This is a genomic window from Geminocystis sp. NIES-3709, from assembly GCF_001548115.1.
Classification (GTDB): domain Bacteria; phylum Cyanobacteriota; class Cyanobacteriia; order Cyanobacteriales; family Cyanobacteriaceae; genus Geminocystis.
On sequence record NZ_AP014821.1, the window covers coordinates 1,049,899 to 1,071,226 of the forward strand.

Sequence of the window (21,328 nt, forward strand, 5' to 3'; positions counted from 1 at the left end):
AGAATAAAATTGCCTTAACCCGTACTGAATTTAATAAAAGTTAAAATCAATAAGAATTAGTAATTTTATTAGGCATCATATTTTTTATAAACCGAAAAGGAATTGCAAATAAAGTATAAAATAATAGCCATAATGATATTAATTCCCCTTGAGTTTGTTGAAAAGTCCATCTATTCGGTTGACAAAAAATAATTTTTATTAGTTGACGATATTGAAGTAAAGAAACATTAATAAATCTCACCTTAAATTTAGATTCAAGTTTATTTTGATTAACAACTTCAAAATTTAATGATAATTCGTCTTCTATAAATTCTATTCTTCCCCTATCGGGAATATAAGATGAAAAATTTGAATTAATTTCTATGCCAAATTCACAAATTTTATCTGTTACAGTTTCATAAGTTTGATGGGAAGTAATAATATTAATTTTTTTTCTTATTTTTAACCATTGGTAACTGTCTAATTTTGGAATATCTAACATCACCATTATAGATAAAACTAAAATAACTAAATTATAAACATTCCAAAAAATAATTAAATTGATATTTAAGGAATCGTCAATATAATTAATTTGATGATCTAAAAATCTTATTAAAAAATTAGCAAAAGTGATAAAATTCACCATTAACAAAAAAATAAGTGGAGATGCTAAACGCCAATTAAAATAATAATTATCGTTTTTAATTCCTTTCGGTGTTACGTTAAAAATAGAAGAAAAAGGATTAATTAAAGTTTGGATAATTTCTTCGGTTATAGGTACTGCTGTTACTACATTATAAATATCTGCGAATAAAGCCGATCGAGTTTTAAAATTAAACCAAGAAAAAGTTAATAATTGAATAAAATAAAAGGGAAAAAAGAAAGAAAGTGTTTCTTGAAAATTAGTTTTTATAGGAATAACATCTAAACAATTATAAGCGAAAGGTAATAATAATAGTATTAATCTTAAAGGACTCATAAACCATTGTAAAATGCCTTCTAAATGAGCCAATTTTTGTTGCCATTTTAATCCTTTAAGTTTTAGGGGATTTTCTTTAATAAATAAGGTTTGAATAGTACCTCTTGCCCATCTTTTTCTTTGCTTAATATGACCAAAAATATTTTCAGCAGATAACCCAGCACTTAAACTTTCTTTTAAGTAAATCACTTGATATTTTTCTGAAGATAAACGAATACCAGTATGATAATCTTCACTGAGGGTTTTAGTAACAAAACCTCCTATTTTTTCTAAATATTTTCTTCTAACTAAAAAAGAACTACCATAACATAAAGCTGTATTAATACTATCTCTAATAGGTTGATAATAACGGGAAAAAATCTCAACTTCTGTGGGTATTTTATCTTCTAATCCTAAATTTCTCGCAATGGGATCATGAGAATAAAAACTTTGATAAGTTTGTAATAAACCTATTTTTATATCTTGAAAAAAGCCGATCGATCGTGTTAAAAAATTACTTGTAGGTACAAAATCAGCATCAAAAACAACTATTAATTCGCCGTTAGTTTGAGTTAAGGCGTGGTTTAAATTTCCTGCTTTGGCATGAAGACGATTTTCACGAGTAATATAATGACAGTTCAATTCTGCACATAAATTTTTCATTTCTTCTCTATCTCCATCATCTAAAAGATAGATTTTCTTATGATTATATTCTATAGTTTGACAACCAACGATCGTTCTTTTTACTACTTCTAAAGGTTCGTTATAACTAGGAATTAAAATATCAACTGTGGGTTGATAAATACCTTCTTTTACTGCTTCTGACATTTTATCGGCTTGAGATTTTCTACTTTTAATATTCAAGGTTAAAATTGTCTGCCAAAATGGACTAATAATAAATGCTAATTCTATTAAAAATAAGCCTATACTAAATAGACTATTTATTGGATCAGTTAAATTGAAAGTAGAAGTCGATCGCCACAAAAAATAACGTATCATAAAGAATAAAGATGTAGAAACTATAATTATTTTTGACCATTGTTTTTGCTGAGGAGACAATTGCATCGTAACATTGACAATTAAAACACCTATTATTAAGGGATAAAGTGAAGTTAAATATAAGTTTAAATTAGAAAAACTTAACCATAAAAAATTTACTTGTAAATATAAAGAGTTGATTAAATAATTAATATGATTATTACTACAAATAGAATATATTAAAATAGAAATCAATATACTAACCAAAATAAAAATAATTATGGTAAGAGGATAAATTTTAGATTGAAGACGCATAATAATTTTATTTGCCAAATATTTATAAGTTAATTGATTATTAATTTCTGTTATCAGACTCTATTTTTGTCATCCTCATTATCCTGTAATAAAGAGTAAAGATAATGAAAGATCTATTAATTTTCATTGTTAGTTTATTTTTACAAATAATTTAAGATGACTTTATAATATCCTAAACACAATAAATTAAAAAAAGTGAAGATTTTTCTGAGAAAAAATTAATAAGTATTAAACTCAACTAGTTTGGAACGGAATATTATTAACTTATTCATTAGAAATTAGTTATTGATTTAATTAAAAGTGATTTTGAGAATAGATAAATCATCATCAAAGTTGGTTGATTTATTGATTATTTGAACATTATCAATTACTTTTTCTAAATTTTTTTCTTGATCTTGTTGAATTAGTAATAATAAACTTGTAAAATTATTCAGTCCCCAGATCTCCCCATTTTCTTGGAGAATTTCATAAATACCGTCACTAAATAAATATAAAATACTATTAGGTTTTATTTCCCATAAATTTTGATCAAAATTAACATCTTCCATCAAACCAATAGGAATATTAGGTGTTGATAATTTTGTGTATTTATAACCAGAAGATGAATCAGATACTAAAATAGCTGGTGGATGACCAGCAGAAGCATATACTAATTCATGAGTGTTTTTATTATACACTCCATACCAAATAGTAAAATAATTATTCCCTTCATCCATTTGAAATAATCGATTTAATTCTGTTAAAATTGTCCAAGGTTGATAAGGATCTGTATTGTACAAAGAGTTGCTACGGACTAAATTTAAAATAGATACAGATAATAAAGCTGAGTGAATTCCGTGTCCAGCTACATCAAGTAAATAAATAACTACATTTTCCTCATCTAACCAATAATAATCAAAAATATCTCCTCCTAATTTAGCACAAGGAATGAATTTTTGTTCAATATTTAATTCTAGTTGATCATCAGGAGAAGGTAATAAAGAAAAGACATATTCTGAGGCTAAATTCAGTTCAGATTGTAGAGATAAATTTCTTTGTTTTAATTCTTCTTCTGCGTGTTTTCTTTTGATAAAAAGTCCAATTTGGTTTCCCATCATTCCCACATTTTCTAAGAGAATAAAATCGTTTTGATAGTTGTGAGATGAATAAAAAAACATTATCCCTAAATGTTCTTCCCCATTATTAATAGGAAATGCAAATTTTAGAGATAAATTTTCTTTAGTTTTAAGATTTTTGATGACAGATTTAATGCTATTCCACCAATTTTCATAATTATTAAATTTCCAATTATTCCATACCATTGTCTTTAATGTTTCTTTTTCTTGTCCTATTAAAGTATCATTTTCTCGATCGAGACTACACCATAAATTTTGAAAATGAATTAAATCTGTAGCTTTACTAAATACCCAATATTCTCCTTTTTGCCACCCTAAATTTTGAGCAATTGCTTCTAAAACTCCATTAATACCTTCATCTACACTGTCAGATTCTGCTAGGATTTTAATTACATCTCTTTCTATTTTCTGATACCGTTCAATTCTTTTTCGTTCCGTAATATCATTTAAAGTGCCAGAAATACCAAGAATTTGATCATCTTCAGTGATAAGAGAAGCAAAAATTTCCATCCAACCTATATCACTATTTTTTTTAATATATCGCAACTGCCAATAATATTTAAGATTTTTTCTTTCTAATAGCGACTGAAAACCTTTTTGATAACGAGGTAAATCACTAGGATAAATATATTCAGAAAAATCACGATTTAAACTTTCTTGTGGAGATAAACCTGTTAATTCTTTCCATGCTGGATTAAGAAAAGTTATTACACCATTTGTGTCTGTATAAAAGATTACTTCTTTGAGATTTTCTACTAAGGAGCGATATTTTTCTTCACTTTCTCTTAACGCTTTTTCCGCTTTTTTAGCATCTAATAAATAACGAATACGACGACGCAAAACTGCTGGATTAATAGGCTTAGTCAAAAAATCTGTAGCACCGACTTCATAAGCCTGATTGACAGATTTATTATCATCTAAACCGGTAATCATCAATACAGGAATATCTTCACTATGGGGTAGTTTTTTTAATTGGCGACAACACTCAAAACCATCCATCACAGGCATTAGCCCGTCTAATAATACTATATCAGGTTGTCGTTGTTGATAACTAATTAAACATTGTTCACCATTTTCTACCCCAATTATTTCATATCCATCTTTTTTTAAGATCAAACTCAAGGATTTTCTGCTGAGAGATTCATCATCAGCAATTAGAATTAAGGTTTTGTCTTCCTGAGAATTTAGCATTTATTTGATGATCTAGTTTTGGATTATCAATATATAGTAATTAAGAATTAGAAATTGGGAATAACTTGCTTTGAATATTTCTTGATCATAACCAAAATAAACTAAATATAGCAGTTCTAAATAAATTGTTAATTATTAAATAATCGTCAATAATTATAAAACTTTTGTCACTTCAGCGAAGTATGAAAATCCTTAAGAAATTAGCGGTACTTAAACAAAAAAATATCAAAATATTAGTTTCAAACCTTTATTAATCAAAGACTTTACTTCGATTGATAGCCTTTCCTTTTATAACCAGGGTTTCAGCTATTTTTATAGTGTTGACGTAAATGCTTTAATCTGAGAGGATTTCAAGCAGTTTTTGATTAAAAATTTTTCAAAGTACCGTTAGTAATTTAGAGATTAATAAACAAAACAACGAGTCTGGAATTCTCAGTATAATACAAATTGAATAAATAAATTTGAGAATAGTCTAAGTTAATTTATCCTTCTAACCCCTATATCTCAAATCATCTAGGATTACTATATTATTTTACAAAAGTATCATCAAGAAGTAACTTTTCTGCATCATCTCCTACTCTGATAGTAATATCCGAATCTATATCTCCAATGGAAGAAGATTCTAATTCTCCAAAATTGAGAGTACGTTTGATTATTTGTGCCGATCGATAATCTCCTTGTTGAACGATAATTTGAGTAACGGGAGTTGAATGGGAGGAATTTCGAGAAAGATAAACATTATTGTAGCCATTTTCTTCTAAAAATAAAGCCAATTTTTGGGCTAATTCTGGATTAGATGTAGTGTTTTGAATCCCTATCCGAATACGATCGATGGATTTACTATCTCCTAAGTCAGAATTATTATTTAGATATTCTTGAATTACTTGCTTTTTAGAATCTTCAGAAATTAACCAGTAGCTAAGACGATATTCTTGAGGATAACTAGGGCGCCCGGGTAACATAACCATACGCACATCCTGCTTATCAATACTTAACCCGAAAGTAGCAAGACTGAATATTTCTGAGGAGGTTAAATCTGTATCAATTTCTTCTTGTAATAATTTAATAGCTTGAGGTATTTTAAATAATGCTTGAGGGGATTGTAATTTTTCTCGTAATGCCTTGAGTAAAATTTGTTGTCGTTGTACTCTACCAATATCTCCCAAATTATCATTCCGAAAACGAGCAAATTGTTCGGCTTCTTCACCTGTTAAAGTTTGTTTTCCTTCTTTAAGATCAATATGCAATCCTTGAGTGTTATCAGTATATTTCATGTCGATCGGTACATAAACCTCCACTCCTCCCACTAAATCAACTAAATCCTTAAAAGCATTAGTAGTAACTCTTAAATATTTATCTATAACGACACCATTAAAATTTTGTTGGATAACTTCTTTGGCAAAAGGCACTCCCCCCATAGCATTCGCCCCGTTGATTTTATCATAACTTCCATTAGGGAATTGAACTCGACTATCTCTAGGAATAGATAAAACTTTCAAAGAATGATCCTCTGGTTGAAAACGAACTAACAACATCGTATCACTACGGCCAGAAAAACGATTTTCTGACTTTCCGTCATCACTGGGTACAGCATCAATACCCATGATCAAAATATTAACTGGTTCTTGTAATTGTTGAGTAAAAAGAGCATTAAATCCGAATTTTTTAATGGCTTCTACTCTGTCAATAAAAGGGTTAAAGTCAATGGGGGTTTTTAAACCGACAGTTATACCCAAAAAACTAGAAATTGCGGCAGTAAGAGTAAAACACCCTCCCCAAATGAAACCTTGGAATAAAGGAGAGACAGGTTTTTTCGTGGATTTTTTTTTCTCTGGAGATTTAGATAATTTTTGAGTTGATTTGTTTTTCAATTTCACCATTAATTTAAGCTATTTAATAATTAATAATTGAATAATATTTTTCTAAAATTTTTACTATAGATTAAATATTAATTCCACTGGGTTGATTATAGGTAGCAATAATGCGATAACAACCAGACTCAGGATTTGCCCATTGATAAATATATTCTTTCGGATTTCCCCAGCATAATCCTAAATATATTTCCTCTGTTCCTCCATCTAATTCTGCCCATTCAGCTTTATGATATAGTTCTTCTAAATAATCTTCTGTAATAGCAGAGTTTCGATCGCTACTTAAATAAAACTTCATACCCTGAGTTACTTCTTTCCAAAAATTGAGGATAGAAGATTTGGCATTAATTAAAATTTCCTTATCTCCCTCAATAGGAATTAGTTGATTATAGATTTCTGGACAACTAAAAGATTTTCCTTGAAAATTAACCTTACGCCAGATAACCCCAGAAACATTATATTGTCGCTGATATTCATGAATTTGTTGTCGAAAATCACGAAAAACAAAAACTCGACTCATTTTCTCTAAATCCACTGCTTTCGCTACCACAGGATTATCTAACTTTTCTTCTGCGTTAAAGATGATCCTTTTTCCTCCCCAAGTTGCCCTCAATTCTAACTCCAAAAACTTAATTAACTCGTCTGTGGTATAACTCATTTCCTGATTATCGCTGGTAAATATCATCAAAGATTAGAATACATCATTGCCAGTAAAATTAACCAATGATAACAAATTTATGTGAGGATTTTCTTTTGCTTTGAGTCTTGTATTTTCTGTATTATACCCCCACAAAGCCAAAAATAATTTAACTTCCTCTAAATCTGATTGCTGACTCACTAATTCTAAAGCCTCTAATCTATCTTCCACAAAACACACATCAGAAGGATTAACTTTTTCTTTTTGAATAATTAACCGCAAACTTTCATATTTTGGTTGTTTAACTTCTTTTCCTAAAATTGCATAATTCGACAAAAAAATATTTTCTTTTTCTAATAATTGTCTGGCAAATTTTCCTTCTTTAGTCGTTATAATATATATTTTTATATTTCTATTAATTAACTGTTTAAGTTTAGAAGAAACTCCTTCATAAAAACTCTGTAACGATAACCATCGATCGAGATTATGCCTAATTTGCATTTCCCTAACTTCATCGAGACTTTGACCTAATCTTTGAACTTTTATCCCTTCTAATTCAAGAATTTTAACAGCTTTTTCTTTAATATTAGACCAATTTTCCAAGATATTTTCAGAGGTTTCTCCCCAAGTTAAAACTCTTAATAATAAAGGCATTTCCCATCCTGTTTCCACTACTGGACGCAATGTATTAAACTGAGATTGAAAATTATCAAGATCTATTTTTGAGTCATGCCAAATTTTTTGATAAGCTAATTTACTACTATAAAAATATTCTCTTAAACCGTCACAAATAACTCCGTCAAAATCTGTTACTAATATCTTCATAATTATTTTAAAAATTAGCGTTAGTGAATATAGTGATTAATGATTAAAATAGATAAAGGTTATAAAAATTTCACCTATTAAACCACCTCGAAATACGTTTCGAGGCTAATAGTCAAAGTTTAGTAAAGCAAATCAAGAGATAAGATTTAGTTAAATATCGTAAGTGAATAATTAACAACACTTAAACGATAAAATTCATTTCCTAACAGCAAATATTTATTTAAACGAATAATTTATTATAGGCTAGAATTTTTAAGAGAATTTAAGATAGAAATATCTAATCTCGCACCAAAATTAGTTACTAACTTTGCAGAAGCTAACGAAGCTAATTTACCCGCTTTTGGCCAACTTAAGCCATTGGTAATACCATATAACAAGCATCCAGCGTACATATCTCCAGCTCCAACGGTATCGACAGCCGTCACAGGATAAGGTTCAATTTCTAACATATTCTCGCTATCAAAAATCAACGAACCTTTTTTTCCCCTCGTAATCACAAAAGTTTTAGCTAAGGTTTTTAAGTAGGAAATTGCGATCGTAATATCATTTGTATTTGCCATTTTTAAGGCTTCAGTTTCGTTAGCAAACAATAAATCAACTCCATTACCAATAATTTGTGAAATGCCGTCACGGAAAAAATCCACCATGTTAGGATCAGATAACGAGAAAGAAGTTTTAACTCCGGCTTCTTGTGCTAGATTTTTGGCAAAAATCGCTGTTTGTAAGGCAACTGGAGAAGAAACTAAATAACCTTCTATATATATATATTCTGAGTCTTGTAATGCTGATTTGTTTAATTCTTGAGGGCTTAAATCTTTGGTAATACCTAAAAATGTATTCATAGTTCGATCGGCATCGGGAGTCACTAAAACTAAACATTTACCTGTAATACCTTCTGGGAGATTATCAGGAATTAAATTAGTATCTAAACCACAATCGACTAAATCTTGAAGATAAAATAATCCCGCTTCATCCTTTGCCACTTTACAGGAATAAAAACCTTTTCCACCTAATTGACTTAATGCGACTAATGTGTTAGCAGCCGAGCCTCCGGAAGATTTTTTGCAAGGAGGAGGTAAGTGTTGAGTTACTTTGTTTTGTTGACTTTCATCCATTAATGTCATAACACCTTTGTCGATCGATAAGTTTTGTAACAATTCAGGTGTTACTTTAAACTCCATGTCCACAAGGGCATTGCCGATGCCATAAACATCATATTTTTTCTTCATATATTAATATTTGATATTTGAAACTTTCTTTTTATTTATTGACTCATTGAAATCGTAGTCGATATGCGAAGACTTTTGCTGTTAGTTTCCTTGAAATTTATTCAACGTGAGTTATGTTAAACACTCCTCATTATTATTCAGATTTTTGCTTATTCTCATCTTCATCATCTTCATCATCAAAAAGACTATCCAATTCGTCCATCATAGAAGAATTTTGCTCCTGTGAATTATTGGACAAATCCTCTAAACTGGAAATAATCTCTTCTTGGGGAATTTCTTGAGGGAAGATTTTTGAAGATAAATCTGTGTCCGTGTTATCCTCTGAAAATTGAATCTCTTCCAAAGAATCATCTAATTGTATTTTATCCAAAAATTCTAGTTCATTAATCGTATTTGGTTTTAAGGTATCAATGGTTTCTGATTCTTCATCGATGATTATTTTATCGTCTTTCTCGTCAATATTTTTTTGTTCTATTACTTCGATCGTTTCAGAAATAACTGTTGTATCATCAGGAATAATTGTTTCCTCTATGGTTTCAATTACTTCAATTTTCACTGTAGTTTCGATCGTAATTTTTTCCTTATTTTCCTCAATATCGTCTTTTAAATCATTTTTCTCGGTATCTTCTTTTGCTTCTTGATTATTATTCGATTCTGTTAACTCTAAATTATCAATAGCAGTTTCTACTTCTGTCGCAGTGGTTTTTGGATCTATTTCTAACTCTACTGTTTCTAACTCTACTGTAGTTTCTATTAATTCGGGAGATTCTTTTTCTTCTGTAGTTTGAGGAGAAGACTTACGGAAAAAACCAAAAAGTTTGGTAAAAACATTAGATTTAGGAGACTCAACAGTAGAAGTTGAGGAAGATTCGGATAATCCTAAAGAATCAATGTCAAAATCATCATCTACTGAAACTGATTGATTGGATTTATCCTCAACAGAAGGAGGTATTTCTATTTCTTCTATTTCCTCTTGTATAACTTCTTCTATAATACTTTCAACGGTTTTCGTCTCTTCTTTATCATATTCTAAGGGTTTGCTTATAATTACTTTTTCTACCGTCTTATCAGGAGTTATTTCTTCTTGAGATATAACAGTTTCTGCCGACTCTTTTACTGATGAATCCTTTTTATTTTTAATCTCTGAGATTTTTTCTTCTGGTTTAGGAGTATTCTTTTTCGTAACAACTGGGGGTTTTTTCTTTACCAATTCAGACATTTTCCCCAAAGAAGTGACAATAAAAGTTAAGAGAGAAAAACCTTCTAAAACACTATTAGAATCCGAGTTAGCCGTTATTACTTTTCTAATTTGTCGATTTTCCCAAATAAATGCGATCGACAAACATACGACAGCTAATTGTCCTAATAATACAGCACCAGTAATTTGTCCGGCACATATCCAGATAGTCAAAGCATAAAACAATCCCAATCCACTCCATAAAAAATCATCTTGCCGATGGATTTTGGGACTAATAAAAGCATTCAGATATAGTGTTAGGCTAATAATAGCCATAAGAGTGGCGAGAAAGTAAGCTAACATTGCCTGTTGTCCTTAGATATTGTTACTACTTCTGAATATTATACTGGAACGAGTCTTATTAATTGAATTTTGCTAGTTTTATCTGACTACTAACTATCAGAAAATTGCTAAATTGCTGAATAACAGAGGAGGAGAAGAAATATAATAACAATTATTTAGAAAAGTCTTAATTAAATTGTTTAAATAATTAACTAAAGTCAATTTTGATAGTTTTCTAGTAGTCATTATCAATATCAATCCCTATCGTTACCAATAACTTTCTCTCGAATTGAGGTATTTCCTGTCTCCTGTCTTCACCAAAATCTAACAAATCAAATCGCCTTTTATTTGTTAAAGGAATTTAATGGCACGAAAACCATAATATAAAGTTAAGGCAACTACAGAGAAGCCACCTAGAAATGCAACATAAGCAATTAAACCAGACATTGTTAATACTCCTGATCATATAAGTAACCTATATTCTATAATCAATTAGCTTCCACAGCAAGAAATATGAGATGATGAGATTAAATATTCTTAGTCGATCGAAATCAAAAGTTATTTAGCTTCATCATAAATTATTGTAGATTTAATTATTGTTATTGTTTCCTTATAAATCGATCATTATTTTTATAGATAACTCTAATTATTATTTTATATTCAACTTTTTTTATACCTATTAATATTTGTTTTAGAGATGTTTTTAATAATTTTTTTAATACCAGAAAGAGAAAAAATTATACCATTCCTATCGGAGAATGATTTAGGATTGCTCTATATTGCTCATGAATAAAAAAGTTAAGAAATCTTAACAAAAAAAACCCTCAGAATATCATTCTTTTTAACAGTTAATTGTTTATTGTGAAAATATTTATTAAGATACAGCCAGAGCAGTAAAGTTCTGTAATAATTTTTCTCGGCATTAGACAGAAACTACTATAATTAAAAAGGTTTGTTTCATTAACTGATTTTTTTATTAATTAATTATGACCGCTAATTCTAACTCCCCTCAGCAGAAAACTCCCTTTTCAATGGATGATTTTGCTCAAGCCTTAGAACAGGAACAGTATGACTATCATTTTAATAAGGGTGATACTGTTAAAGGTAAAGTGTTTCAATATGATTCTAGTGGGGTTTATGTTGATATTGGCGGCAAGTCTCCGGGGTTTGTTCCCCTCAGTGAAGCCTCATGGCAAAATGTATCGAATGTGGCAGATGTGTTACCTCTTCATGAAGAATTTGATTTTTTAATTATTAAAGAACAAGATGCAGATGGGCAAGTTAAGTTGTCTCGTCGTCAGCTTTTTATTGAACAGGCATGGGATAATTTAACGGAGATTCAAGAAAAAGGAAAAGTGGTTGAAATGCTTGTCACGGGAGTCAATCGGGGAGGTGTGATAGGTCAAGTTGACGGTTTACGTGCTTTTATTCCTCGATCGCATTTGATCGAAAAGGATGATTTTGAGAAGTTAATTGATCAATCTCTTCAGGCTAATGTACTACAAATTGATCGACCTCAGAATAAGATTGTCCTAACCCAAAGAAATATTGCTCGATCGAGTGCCATGTCCCAATTACAAGAGGGGGAATTAGTACAAGGTAAGATCGTTAAAATTCAACCTTACGGAGTATTTGTCGATTTTGGTGGTATTGCTGGACTACTTCATATTAAACAAATTAGTGAAGGGCAAATTAGTTCTCTAAGTAATTTATTCAAAATTGGGGAAGAAATTAAAGTCGTAGTATTGGAAATTGATGAAATGAAAAATCGGATTTCTCTCTCTACGAAAGTATTAGAAACCTATCCCGGAGAATTCGTTGAGAAAAAAGACTTAGTGATGGAAACAGCCGAAACAAGATTCGAGCAAAAAAAAGCGAAGTCAGCAGGGTAAGAAAGTAGAAAGAATAACCTCAGACGCATCTAAATTTACTTGTGAAGATAGTTAACCGATAAAAGTTTTAGCCGTCTTCTAATAATCTTAAAATATCTGGACTAAATGTATTTACAATTAAGTAATATAGCGTTTTTTATAATTATGAGGTAGATTTTTTTATTGCCTCTTGCCTTTCGACGACAATCTTTGTACCTCACCAAAACGGGAATTGCTATAAGTAATAAAGACTTATTGAAAAACTTATTTTTCCATAGTATGCAATTTTTTCCCCCCTAGGACTACTAAATTAAGAGAAAAAACACCCATATGAAAAAAGTCATTATTAATAAGCAAATATTCTTATTTCTTTCAGTAGTTGCTATTACTATATTATTAATTCATAGTTTTGGGCAAAAAAATTTATATGCTCAAAATCATAATCGTCACGGTGATTTGATGGGACAGTGGCGATCGCAAATTCAATTTTCTACAGGGGATTTTGCCACTATAAAAGACTTAGAATTTATGTATGTTTTTAATTATGGTGGCACAATGACAGAATCATCCAATTATGACTCTGCACCCCCAGTAACTCCAGCCTATGGAATTTGGCAAAAAATTGCACCGAAAAAATTCGCCTTAAAATATGAATATTATGGGACAAAAGCCCCTGATAATACCAAAGATATTATTATGGGATGGTTGCCTTCTACAAGGGGAGTTTTCTCAGAAATAATTACTCTGTCTGAAAATGGTAATTATTTTGATTCTATTATTGAATATAAGACTTTTGATTTAAAAGGAAATCCCATAGAGGGAGGAGGAAAAGCGATAGGAAAAGGAATTAAATTAACATTTTAAAACTATATTAACTTTCATTATAATTTTTAGATAACCTGCTATTTTAATGATTAAACCAAAAATAATTAATCTATTTATTGCCTTTAATATTTCTCTTGGTTTAACCTTCTTTCCTACCCTTAATAGTAAAGCCGAAAATATCTTAGAAGAAATTAACCGTACTGGATTATTAAAAGTAGGAATAAGAACAGATGCTATTCCTTTTGGGTATCGTAATAATGGAGAATTGCAGGGAATTTGTGTTGATATTGTTAGAATAATTAGAGAAGAATTAAGAACAAAAATTGATCGAGATATTATTAGTATTCAACTGATTATTTCTAGTCTTGATAATCGTTTTAATCTTGTTCAAGATAAGGTTGTACACTTAGAATGTGGCCCTAATAGTATCAGAAAATTAGATGATTATAATGTTACTTTTTCTGATGCTTTTTTTATTTCAGGAATTCAATTTATTGTCAAAAAAGATATTGTCCCAAAATTTATTGATTCTCAGGGAGAAAACTTTACCATTGGCTTATTACGTTATAGCAATACAGAAACATTAATTAAAGAAAAATATCCTCAAGCACAATTTGAACTATTTCAAGGATTAAGAGGTGGTGAAAGAGCAATACAAGCTCTAAAACAAGGGAGAATAGATGCTTTTGCTGATGATGGTATTTTATTAATTGGTCAATCTATTTCTCAAGGATTATCTTTAAGACAAAGTCAGGATTTTATTTTAGCACCTCAGCCACCATTAACCTGTGAGCAATATGGTTTAATTATTCCTCAAAATGATGAGCTATGGAAAAATTTTCTTAATTCTATTATCAATTCCGATCGAAAAACAGAAGTTATCAATAGCTGGTTTAAGAATTTTTTACCCTCTTCTAATACTTATAAAACTCTCAAAAATTGTGCTTCCTCGATGAACAATGCACAAAAAAATTAAATTTTTAAGGCAAAATTGCTGAAAAAGTATTCTAGTATTCTAATGAAGTTTATGGGTATCAACCCAACCTAATGTCTTTTTTTGTATTATTGTTTTAATTGGGAAAAGTTTGAAAAAGTTTTTTGGTGAGGGTATAGCAGATAACGATTTGATTAGGACGTTTTGAGATTCCTCTCTATGCTCAGAATGACAACTATAGATTTTGAGAATGTCTTAACTAACCCATTTATTGCTATAGGAGAAATAGTTATAAATCAAGAACTCAATCTTCGTATTAATAATAAATACAGAAACACTTTAACTATAAAACGGTATCAAAAGTGTTAAGTTTTTGACAAAAAATTGCTAAAACTGCTCACTTTTTTGTTAACGTGGTATTTCTTAACCCCTGATTTTTATAGCTTTCTGATTTATTCAGCAGATCCTAATTAAACATCTGAAGGATATGTAAAATTTGACCATGGCAAAAGATTCTATACAAGTTATATAAAAAAAGTAGCAAATATTAAAAAATACTTAACAATTCTTTATAATGGAAAGGATATAGCAACGTGGTTATTAGCATGGTAAAACCCTGTATCAGTAGTTACTAATTTTGATAACCAATCATGAAGTAATATAACGAATCTAAGTATGCAAGGTCAAGATATAATGACAAATTCTTTTATGGATAATGATAAATTAACACCCTTTCAAGGACAACCTTGGTTAGTGAAAGAAAGAGATGCTTGTGGTGTAGGTTTTATTGCCTATCAAGATAACCGCAAATCGAATAAATTGATAAAACAAGCCTTGAAAGCCTTACACTGTATGGAACACAGAGGTGGATGTGGTGCTGACAGAGAAACGGGTGACGGTTCGGGTATTATGACTGGTATCCCTATTGAAATATTTAAAACATGGTTTGCAGAAAATAATATCGAAATGCCTCCTTTTGAAGAATGGGGCGTCGGGATGGTATTTTTACCCCAAGATGAAAAACAAGCAGAAAAAGGGCGCAAGTATGTAGAAGAAATGGTTGCCGTTGAGAGTTTAAAAACCCTCGGTTGGCGTGAAGTACCAGTAAATCCCGATGTTTTAGGGCAACAAGCCAAGGAAAATCAACCTCGCATTGAACAAATTATCGTTACTTCTGGGGATACTCTCTATAAAGGGGATGAACTCGATCGAAGATTATATGTAGCACGTTCTCGTGTGGGTAAAAAATTAACTGATGACTTTTATATTTGTTCTTTCTCCTGTCGTACGATCGTCTATAAAGGATTAGTACAAGGAGACGTATTAGAAAAATTCTATCAAGATTTAAGTAACCCCGCCTATGAAAGCCGTTTTGCAGTATATCATCGCCGTTTTAGTACCAATACTGTACCTAAGTGGCCTTTCGCTCAACCCATGAGGGTTTTAGGGCATAACGGCGAAATTAACACCCTTATCGGTAATATTAACTGGATGACGGTAAGAGAAGCAAATTTAGAGTTACCCGGTTGGAGTCAAGAGGAATTTGACGGCGTTACTCCCATTGTCAACATGGCTAACAGTGACTCTTATAATCTCGATAGTTCTTTAGAATTGCTAGTGCGTACAGGACGCAGTATTCCTGAAGCCTTAATGATTCTCGTGCCTGAAGCCTATAATAATCAACCAGAATTAGACAAATATCCCGAAATTGTGGACTTTTATAACTACTATAGCGGATTAAAAGAACCTTGGGATGGTCCTGCTTTACTTGCTTTCAGTGAAGGTAAAACTGTAGGCGCTTGTCTCGATCGCAATGGTTTACGTCCAGCCCGCTATGCTATCACTAAAGATGGATATGTGGTAGTAGGTTCAGAAGCAGGAGTCGTTGATTTAGACGAGTCAGAAATCATCGAAAAAGGGAAACTTGGCCCCGGTGAGATGATCGTAGTGGACTTAGAACACAATAAAATCCTCAAAAACTGGGAAATCAAACAGGAAATCGCCTCCCAAAAACCCTATGGGCAATGGTTAAAAGAATATCGCTTACACCTCGACAGAGAAACCTTTACGAAGGGGGGAGACGTAGTCGGTGGGTTAAGTTATACCGCTTTAGTACAACAACAGACAGCCTTCGGTTATACCCTCGAAGACGTAGAAATGATCATTACCGCTATGGCACGGGATGGCAAAGAGCCTACATTCTGTATGGGGGATGATATTCCTTTAGCGGTGTTATCCGATAAACCTCGTTTATTGTACGATTACTTTAAGCAACGTTTCGCCCAAGTTACCAACCCTCCCATTGATCCTTTACGGGAAAGTTTGGTAATGTCATTACAGATGCACTTAGGAGAAAGAGGCAATTTACTGCAGATTGAACCGAAAAACGCCCATACTTTAGTTATCGATTCTCCCGTGTTGTTTGAATCTGACTTAGATTTCATCAAACAATCTGACTTTGCTACCGTTGAATTATCAACTTTATTTGCGATCGAATCTGGCCCTGATGGGTTAAAATTAGCACTAGAAAGATTGTGTAATGAAGCGACTAAAGCCGTTAAAGAAGGTCATCAAATCATCATTTTAAGCGATCAAGTTCGTAGTAAGGGCTTTAGCCCGTCTATTTCCACGGAATATTCCTATATTCCTCCTCTCCTTGCAATAGGTGCAGTGCATCAACATCTAATTAAAGAAGGTTTACGCCTCAAAACATCTTTAATTGCCGATACGGCTCAATGTTGGAGTACTCATCATTATGCTTGTCTCATTGGTTTTGGTGCATCCGCCGTTTGCCCCTATCTCACCTTACAAACCGTATCCGCTTGGCTGCATGACGAGAAAACTCAAAAATTGATGGAAAACGAAAAAATCGATCGAATTTCTGAGGAAGAAGCCTTAAATAACTATCGTAAGTCAGTAGAGGCTGGATTACTCAAAATTTTATCGAAAATGGGGATTTCCCTCTTGGCTTCCTATCATGGTGCGCAGATTTTTGAGGCCATTGGATTGGGGCCGGATGTGATGGAATTGGCATTCAAAGGCACAACCAGCCGTGTCGGTGGTTTAAACCTTCAAGAAGTAGCTAACGAAATCATATCCTTCCATCAAAAAGCCTTCCCTGAGCTACAAGCCAAAAAGCTCGAAAATTACGGCTATGTCAACTATAAGAAGGGTGGTGAATATCACATGAATTCCCCCGAAATGGCAAAAGCCTTACACAAAGCCGTTGCTTCTTATGGTACACAAGAAGGCTATGATCATTATGAATGGTATCGCAACTATTTACAAGATCGCCCTCTTACCGCTTTAAGGGATTTATTGGAGTTTAAGAGCGATCGAAATGCTATCTCCATCGATGATGTGGAGTCCGTAGAGAGCATTGTAAAACGCTTTTGTACTGGGGGGATGTCTTTGGGTGCATTGAGCCAAGAAGCTCACGAAACCCTCGCTATAGCCATGAATCGTATCGGCGGTAAGTCCAACTCTGGAGAAGGAGGAGAAGACCCTAACCGCTATAATATCATTGACGAAGTAGATGAACACGGCAAACATCCCCTATTCCCTCACCTCAAAGGGTTACAAAAAGGCGATCGTGCTGCCTCTGCTATTAAACAGATTGCTTCTGGTCGTTTTGGTGTCACTCCTGAGTATTTAATGAGCGGTGAACAACTGGAAATCAAGATGGCACAAGGGGCGAAACCCGGTGAAGGTGGACAGTTACCCGGTAAAAAAGTTAGTGAATATATTGCTATGTTACGCCGTTCTAAACCCGGTGTTACCCTCATTTCTCCTCCCCCTCACCATGACATCTATTCTATTGAGGATTTAGCCCAATTAATCCACGACTTACACCAAATCAATCCTAGTGCTAAGGTATCCGTTAAGTTAGTGTCTGAGGTGGGTATCGGTACGATCGCCGCAGGAGTAGCCAAAGCGAACGCTGATGTAATCCAAATTTCTGGTCATGATGGTGGTACAGGTGCATCACCTTTAAGCTCCATTAAACACGCAGGTTGCCCTTGGGAATTGGGAGTTACTGAAGTACATCGTACATTACTTGAAAATCAATTGCGCGATCGAGTTTTACTCCGTGCTGACGGTGGTTTGAAAACAGGTTGGGATATTGTCATGGCGGCGTTGATGGGGGCTGAAGAATACGGTTTCGGTAGCATTGCCATGATTGCAGAAGGTTGTATTATGGCTCGTGTTTGTCATACGAATCAATGTCCTGTAGGGGTTGCCACTCAACAAGAGCGTTTACGTCAACGTTTCTCTGGTGTACCGGGAGATGTGGTTAATTTCTTCTACTTTGTAGCGGAGGAGGTGCGATCGATTCTCGCTAAATTGGGTTATCGTAGCTTAGATGAGATTATCGGGCGAGGTGACTTATTAACCTATCGTCATGATGCGAAACTCACCAAAACCAAAGCCCTTGTTTTAGACTGTTTAACGAACCTTCCAGACGTGACAACTAACCGTGATTGGTTAAATCATGGGGATACTCACACTAACGGCAATGTTTTAGATGATGAAATCCTCGCTGATACCGTCATTACAGATGCTATTCATCATCAGGATATTGTAACCAAAGAGATCAAAATTATCAATACTGATCGATCGGTGGGTGCAAGAATTGCAGGAGTCATCGCTAAACAATACGGAGATTATGGCTTTAATGGGCAACTCAACCTTAACTTTAAAGGCACTGCTGGACAGAGTTTTGGTGCATTCAACATACAAGGCATGAATCTTCACCTCGAAGGGGAAGCTAACGACTACGTTGGTAAAGGTATCAATGGAGGTTTGATCGTTATTGTACCTCCCACTGAGTCAACTTTTGAGGCTTCTGATAACGTAATTTTAGGCAATACTTGCTTATACGGTGCAACGGGTGGTGAATTATACGCCAATGGACGAGCAGGAGAGCGTTTTGGGGTGCGTAACTCTAAAGCGACAGCCGTAATTGAAGGTGCAGGAGATCACTGTTGCGAATACATGACAGGAGGCTTAATCGTTGTTTTAGGAAGCGTTGGGCGTAACGTGGGTGCAGGTATGACAGGAGGCTTAGGCTACTTCTTAGATGAGGAGGGCAATTTTGAGGCAAAAGTTAACCCTGAAATCGTCAAAATTCAGCGTATTTGTACCCCTGAAGGTGAGGCACAATTAAAAGAATTAATCACTATTCATGTGCATAAAACTGGTAGTAAAAAAGGTCAATTAATTTTAGATAATTGGGCTAATTATTTACCAAAATTCTGGCAAGTTGTACCGCCTTCTGAAGCAGAAAACCCTGAAGTAAAAGCTCAAAAAGAGTTAACCACTGTGTAAATTCATCTGATTTTGGTGGGCAATGCCCACCCTACTTTGCTTGTAGCAAAAAATAAATTACATTTTGAGAGAGAAGCTAAAATTAAAGTGGCCATCAAAAAAGAATTTAGAAATATATGCAATATGTTGTTTATTTCGTAATTGGTTTTCTTTTGATCATAATTATATACATGGTTTTCTATAAAATGGGAGAATCCCAAAAACAATCAATCACAAAAAAGAAAAAAAGAGGACAATTATTTTTTATACCTGATAAATACAATATTTCTAATAGTAATAGATATAATACCCTATCAAAAAACTCAAAAATAAATAATCAAATATCTAATGAAGCATTACACAAAACTTTACTAAGAATGATGAGTAATGATCAAAAAGCAGTGAAACGTTTAATAACTAATTTAAAAACAAAATATCCTAATCAAACAGAAATTTGGTATTGGGAAAAAGCAATTTCAGATTTAGAAAGAGATAGAAGATAAAATTAATCTATACATGGATTAATACAGCTAAAGAGTACGATCGAACCTAATTCATCTGTTTTAATGAACAAAGATGCGATCAATTACTTTATGTAAATGAATTATCAGATCATTCTCTTGAAAAAGTGATATTTTATAATAATTTAGTTATTTATAGACGTAAAAAATTGTAAGTTAATGAATAAGTCTTTTCTTAATCAAAATCTCTCCTTTCTCCTGATAGGAATGGTTACCACTTTAACGATCGAAACAAGTATAATTCCTGTAAAAGCCAATACTCCTCCCCAGATAGTTGCTCAAGCTAACAATGATGAAAAAATCAGAATCGCCGTTTTAGATTTTGATTATAGTGCCTTAAGTAATCCTCAATGGTTGTTAAATATTTTTGGTGGTACTGCTAGTGGTGTCAGCGATATTTTTGTTAATCGCTTAGTGGATTCGGAAAAATATCGAGTTATCGAGAGAAGTCGTCTCAATGCCGTTTTAGCAGAACAAAATTTAGGTACAAGTGGTAGAGTTGATCCGAGTACGGCCGCTCAAATTGGTCGTTTATTAGGGGTGGAAGTGGTCTTAATTGGTTCTGTGACTCAGTTTGATATTCAAAAACAAGGTTCTAGTTTCGGCTTATTTGGGGTTAGTGTTGGTGGACAAACAACAGAAGCTTTGGTTTCTTTAAATGTTCGTGCTGTTAATACCACAACGGGAGAAATCATCATGGGTGCAGAGGGCAGTGGTGTCGGTACTCAAAAAGATGATCAGGTATATGTTTTGGGTATGGGAGGAGGCACAACCACCAGTAATGAGGGTAAACTTTTATCTGTGGCTACTCAAAAAGCAGTAGATAGTATTCTTAGTGAAATGGAGAAGAAAAATGATCGATTAGCCGCCGTACCTAAAGTGTTACCTACTGTTAAGGCAGTAATTGCTGATATTAGTGGTAGTAATGTAGTTTTAAATAAGGGTTCTGGTGACGGCTATCGAGTTGGGATGAAAATTTCGATCGAACGAGTGGGTAAAGAAATTAAAGATCCAGAAACAGGTAAAGTAATTCGTCGTTTAACCACTCCTATCGGGATGGTAGAATTACATGATGTAGATCAATCTTCTAGTGTCGGTAAAATTCTTTCTGGAAATGGTTTCACTATAGGAGATATAGCGTCTCCTGTTCAATAACGAAAACTGTTTACTAACATAATCGTAAATTATTTAATATACAATCTGATCGGATTAACATACAGTGTTAGGTTTTCCGATTATTTTAACTTTGGCAT

The 21,328-nt window shown here is 32.7% G+C and carries 14 protein-coding genes; 6 read left to right on the forward strand and 8 right to left on the reverse strand.

Annotation, left to right across the window (positions count from 1 at the left end; translation table 11 throughout):
• Positions 1-46: 46 nt before the first annotated feature.
• The 8 genes from GM3709_RS04510 to GM3709_RS18930 all read right to left on the reverse strand — a co-directional run bounded on the left by GM3709_RS04510 (position 47) and on the right by GM3709_RS18930 (position 11,064).
• Positions 47-2,230: a glycosyltransferase gene (locus GM3709_RS04510; RefSeq protein WP_066116683.1), complete on the reverse strand. Its 2,184-nt coding sequence runs from the start codon at positions 2,228-2,230 to the stop codon at positions 47-49.
• Between the two features lie 290 nt (positions 2,231-2,520).
• Positions 2,521-4,536 carry a SpoIIE family protein phosphatase gene (locus GM3709_RS04515; RefSeq protein ID WP_066116685.1) on the reverse strand — a complete coding sequence of 672 codons (2,016 nt, stop codon included), beginning with the start codon at positions 4,534-4,536 and terminating at the stop codon, positions 2,521-2,523.
• 527 nt (positions 4,537-5,063) lie between these two features.
• Positions 5,064-6,416: an LCP family protein gene (locus GM3709_RS04520; protein ID WP_231937614.1), complete on the reverse strand. Its 1,353-nt coding sequence runs from the start codon at positions 6,414-6,416 to the stop codon at positions 5,064-5,066.
• 61 nt (positions 6,417-6,477) lie between these two features.
• Positions 6,478-7,065: a hypothetical protein gene (locus tag GM3709_RS04525; protein ID WP_066121733.1), complete on the reverse strand. Its 588-nt coding sequence runs from the start codon at positions 7,063-7,065 to the stop codon at positions 6,478-6,480.
• Between the two features lie 33 nt (positions 7,066-7,098).
• On the reverse strand, positions 7,099-7,869 hold the full coding sequence (locus GM3709_RS04530) for an HAD family hydrolase (protein ID WP_066116687.1): 771 nt from the start codon (positions 7,867-7,869) through the stop codon (positions 7,099-7,101).
• 236 nt (positions 7,870-8,105) lie between these two features.
• Complete coding sequence (locus tag GM3709_RS04535; protein WP_066116689.1) at positions 8,106-9,098, reverse strand: adenosine kinase; 993 nt, start codon at positions 9,096-9,098, stop codon at positions 8,106-8,108.
• A 133-nt stretch (positions 9,099-9,231) separates the two neighbouring features.
• Positions 9,232-10,638 (reverse strand): Ycf66 family protein, encoded by a 1,407-nt coding sequence (locus tag GM3709_RS04540; protein WP_066116691.1) that lies wholly within the window; start codon positions 10,636-10,638, stop codon positions 9,232-9,234.
• Between the two features lie 330 nt (positions 10,639-10,968).
• Positions 10,969-11,064, reverse strand: a complete 96-nt coding sequence (locus tag GM3709_RS18930; protein WP_071828012.1) for a cytochrome b6-f complex subunit PetL — start codon at positions 11,062-11,064, stop codon at positions 10,969-10,971.
• 539 nt (positions 11,065-11,603) lie between these two features.
• Between GM3709_RS18930 and GM3709_RS04545 the strand changes: the two genes are divergently transcribed.
• The 6 genes from GM3709_RS04545 to GM3709_RS04570 all read left to right on the forward strand — a co-directional run bounded on the left by GM3709_RS04545 (position 11,604) and on the right by GM3709_RS04570 (position 21,230).
• On the forward strand, positions 11,604-12,509 hold the full coding sequence (locus tag GM3709_RS04545) for a S1 RNA-binding domain-containing protein (RefSeq protein ID WP_066116693.1): 906 nt from the start codon (positions 11,604-11,606) through the stop codon (positions 12,507-12,509).
• 309 nt (positions 12,510-12,818) lie between these two features.
• The gene (locus tag GM3709_RS04550) at positions 12,819-13,352 is read left to right on the forward strand and encodes a hypothetical protein (RefSeq protein WP_066116696.1); all 534 of its coding nucleotides are present in this window, start codon (positions 12,819-12,821) and stop codon (positions 13,350-13,352) included.
• A 46-nt stretch (positions 13,353-13,398) separates the two neighbouring features.
• Positions 13,399-14,289: a transporter substrate-binding domain-containing protein gene (locus GM3709_RS04555; protein ID WP_066116698.1), complete on the forward strand. Its 891-nt coding sequence runs from the start codon at positions 13,399-13,401 to the stop codon at positions 14,287-14,289.
• 651 nt (positions 14,290-14,940) lie between these two features.
• Positions 14,941-19,575 carry a glutamate synthase large subunit gene (gltB, locus tag GM3709_RS04560; RefSeq protein ID WP_066121735.1) on the forward strand — a complete coding sequence of 1,545 codons (4,635 nt, stop codon included), beginning with the start codon at positions 14,941-14,943 and terminating at the stop codon, positions 19,573-19,575.
• A gap of 185 nt (positions 19,576-19,760) precedes the next feature.
• Complete coding sequence (locus GM3709_RS04565) at positions 19,761-20,057, forward strand: hypothetical protein (RefSeq protein ID WP_144439407.1); 297 nt, start codon at positions 19,761-19,763, stop codon at positions 20,055-20,057.
• A 177-nt stretch (positions 20,058-20,234) separates the two neighbouring features.
• Positions 20,235-21,230 carry a CsgG/HfaB family protein gene (locus GM3709_RS04570; protein WP_066116702.1) on the forward strand — a complete coding sequence of 332 codons (996 nt, stop codon included), beginning with the start codon at positions 20,235-20,237 and terminating at the stop codon, positions 21,228-21,230.
• The last annotated feature ends 98 nt before the right edge of the window (positions 21,231-21,328 follow it).

What these genes read in the sequence shown, in the direction of transcription:
- GM3709_RS04550 (WP_066116696.1), top strand. Translation starts at nt 12,819, where the DNA reads ATGAAAAAAGTCATTATTAATAAGCAAATATTCTTATTTCTTTCAGTA.
- GM3709_RS04540 (WP_066116691.1), bottom strand. Translation starts at nt 10,638, where the DNA reads ATGTTAGCTTACTTTCTCGCCACTCTTATGGCTATTATTAGCCTAACA.
- GM3709_RS04515 (WP_066116685.1), bottom strand. Translation starts at nt 4,536, where the DNA reads ATGCTAAATTCTCAGGAAGACAAAACCTTAATTCTAATTGCTGATGAT.
- GM3709_RS04510 (WP_066116683.1), bottom strand. Translation starts at nt 2,230, where the DNA reads ATGCGTCTTCAATCTAAAATTTATCCTCTTACCATAATTATTTTTATT.
- GM3709_RS04520 (WP_231937614.1), bottom strand. Translation starts at nt 6,416, where the DNA reads ATGGTGAAATTGAAAAACAAATCAACTCAAAAATTATCTAAATCTCCA.
- gltB (WP_066121735.1), top strand. Translation starts at nt 14,941, where the DNA reads ATGACAAATTCTTTTATGGATAATGATAAATTAACACCCTTTCAAGGA.
- GM3709_RS04535 (WP_066116689.1), bottom strand. Translation starts at nt 9,098, where the DNA reads ATGAAGAAAAAATATGATGTTTATGGCATCGGCAATGCCCTTGTGGAC.
- GM3709_RS18930 (WP_071828012.1), bottom strand. Translation starts at nt 11,064, where the DNA reads ATGTCTGGTTTAATTGCTTATGTTGCATTTCTAGGTGGCTTCTCTGTA.
- GM3709_RS04530 (WP_066116687.1), bottom strand. Translation starts at nt 7,869, where the DNA reads ATGAAGATATTAGTAACAGATTTTGACGGAGTTATTTGTGACGGTTTA.
- GM3709_RS04570 (WP_066116702.1), top strand. Translation starts at nt 20,235, where the DNA reads ATGAATAAGTCTTTTCTTAATCAAAATCTCTCCTTTCTCCTGATAGGA.
- GM3709_RS04525 (WP_066121733.1), bottom strand. Translation starts at nt 7,065, where the DNA reads ATGAGTTATACCACAGACGAGTTAATTAAGTTTTTGGAGTTAGAATTG.
- GM3709_RS04545 (WP_066116693.1), top strand. Translation starts at nt 11,604, where the DNA reads ATGACCGCTAATTCTAACTCCCCTCAGCAGAAAACTCCCTTTTCAATG.
- GM3709_RS04555 (WP_066116698.1), top strand. Translation starts at nt 13,399, where the DNA reads ATGATTAAACCAAAAATAATTAATCTATTTATTGCCTTTAATATTTCT.
- GM3709_RS04565 (WP_144439407.1), top strand. Translation starts at nt 19,761, where the DNA reads ATGGGAGAATCCCAAAAACAATCAATCACAAAAAAGAAAAAAAGAGGA.